Source organism: Bradyrhizobium sp. (assembly GCF_035701725.1).
GTDB lineage: Bacteria > Pseudomonadota > Alphaproteobacteria > Rhizobiales > Xanthobacteraceae > Bradyrhizobium.
Map to the genome: position 1 here is coordinate 1 of NZ_DASSRP010000144.1, position 2,237 is coordinate 2,237.

Annotated in this window: 2 protein-coding genes; both read right to left on the reverse strand. The window is 63.3% G+C overall.

Going from position 1 to position 2,237, the window contains the following annotated elements; genetic code table 11:
* Positions 1-1,388 (reverse strand): sodium/proton-translocating pyrophosphatase (locus tag VFL62_RS08485; RefSeq protein ID WP_325171924.1); only part of this gene is annotated, 1,388 nt, incomplete at its 3' end.
* 207 nt (positions 1,389-1,595) lie between these two features.
* Positions 1,596-2,237 (reverse strand): thiamine-phosphate kinase (locus VFL62_RS08490; protein WP_325171925.1); only part of this gene is annotated, 642 nt, incomplete at its 5' end.

A 2,237-nucleotide genomic window follows, 5' to 3' on the forward strand; every position in this document is an offset into this window, starting at 1 on the left:
GTGGTGTTGCCGACCGCATCCAGCGCGTCAGTCGACTTGCGCACTTCCTTCGGAAGGCCCGCCATTTCAGCGATGCCGCCGGCATTGTCCGTAACCGGGCCGAAGGCGTCGAGCGCAACAATCATGCCGGCCAGCGCCAGCATGGTCGTGGTCGCGATCGCGATGCCGAACAGGCCGGCAAGGCTGTAGGTCACCAGAATGCCGGCAATGATGACGAGCGCGGGCAACGCGGTTGCTTCCATCGAGATCGCCAGACCCTGGATCACGTTGGTGCCATGGCCGGTGACGGAGGCTGCTGCAATCGACTTCACCGGGCGGAAGTCGGTGCCGGTGTAGTACTCGGTAATCCAGATGATGAGACCGGTGACCACGAGCCCGACGACGCCGCATTCGAACAAGGCCATGCCGGTATAGGGAACGCCTTCCAGCTTGCCGAAGCCGATCAGCCAATAGATGGCGGCGGCGACGCCAGCGAGCGAGAGGATACCGGTCGCGATCAGGCCCTTATACAGCGCGCCCATGATCGACTGGCTCGCGCCGAGCTTGACGAAGAAGGTGCCGATAATCGAGGTAATGATGCAGATACCGCCGATGGCAAGCGGCAGCGTCATCATGTTGGCAAGGATCGGCGTCTTCGCAAAGAAGATCGCGGCCAGCACCATGGTGGCAACCGCCGTCACCGCGTAGGTTTCGAACAGGTCGGCTGCCATGCCGGCGCAGTCGCCGACGTTGTCGCCGACGTTGTCGGCGATCGTGGCGGGATTGCGCGGATCATCTTCCGGGATACCGGCCTCGACCTTGCCGACGAGATCGCCGCCGACGTCCGCACCCTTGGTGAAGATGCCGCCGCCGAGACGGGCAAAGATCGAGATCAGCGAAGCGCCAAAACCGAGCGCGACCATGGCATCGACCACGGTCCGGCTGTCGGGAGCCAGATGCATCGAGTAAGTCAGGAAGCCGAAGTAGAGTGTGACGCCGAGCAGAGCGAGACCTGCGACCAGAAGACCGGTGATGGCGCCAGCCTTGAAGGCGAGTTCGAGGCCGCCGGCCAGCGAGGTGGTGGCCGCCTGCGCAGTGCGTACGTTGGCGCGAACCGACACGTTCATGCCGATAAAGCCGGCCGCACCCGACAGGATGGCGCCGATCGCAAAGCCGACCGCAACCAGGACGCCGAGGAAATAAGCGAGCAGCGCGAAGATGACGACACCGACGATGCCGATGGTGGTGTATTGCCGGCGCAGATAGGCCTGCGCGCCTTCACGCACCGCCGCCGCAATCTCCTGCATGCGCGGATTGCCCGCATCGGATTTCAGAACCGAGCTCGTCGCCCAGATGGCGTAAACGATGGAAAGCGCGCCGCAGAGCACGATCAACCATAATGCTGTCATTGAACTTGCCTCAGATCTCTAAAGATGGCCCCACGCCCCGGCCGCGATCGCGGCGGCGCTCAAAAAGCAGGCCCACCTTGCCCAAAGGCTGGCCTGAAATCGGCCGGGACCATGCCAAAATCGCATGCCCGGCGCAACGCTATGGGTCGCAAAAATGGGCGATTTCGAAAGGTATTTGCAATCAAACGGGCCATTTTCGTGAAATTCCTAGAAATGGCTGTAGGACGTTCGCGTGAGCGGCAGTTCCTGACCTTCCGCATCCAGCCATTTGGGCGGAGAATCGCCTGCGATGACGGACCCGATCAAACAGGCTGGCACCCCGGCGGTCCGGGCCGCCCCGACGAATTCGTCGACTGCGTCAGGGGGAATAGCACACAGAATCTCGTAATCGTCGCCGCCCGAGATGATCTCGGCCATGCTGATCGCGCCCGAGGCGAGCGCAGTCGCTGCCGCCTTCGACAGTGGAACGGATTTCAGATCGATCACCGCCGACACGGCAGAAGCCGCGCAAAGCTTGGCGAGGTCGCCGGCGAGCCCGTCCGAAACGTCCATGGTTGCGTGCGCAAATTCGCGCACCGCGGCCGCGAGCGCATTGCGCGGCTGGGGTACGCGATAGCGATTGACCAGCTGGTCGCGCGCGGCCGCATCATCGGCGAGCGCCGTCGCAACCCTGCCCGCTTTGAGGATATCCAGCCCAAGCGCGGCATCGCCGATCGTTCCCGACACCACGAGTTGGTCGCCCACTTTGGCACCACTGCGGTGGATCATCTTGCCTTGGGGAATGCGGCCGAAGGCCGTGATCGAAATCATCAACGGCCCCGGCGTCGAAACGGTGTCGCCGCCGAGCAG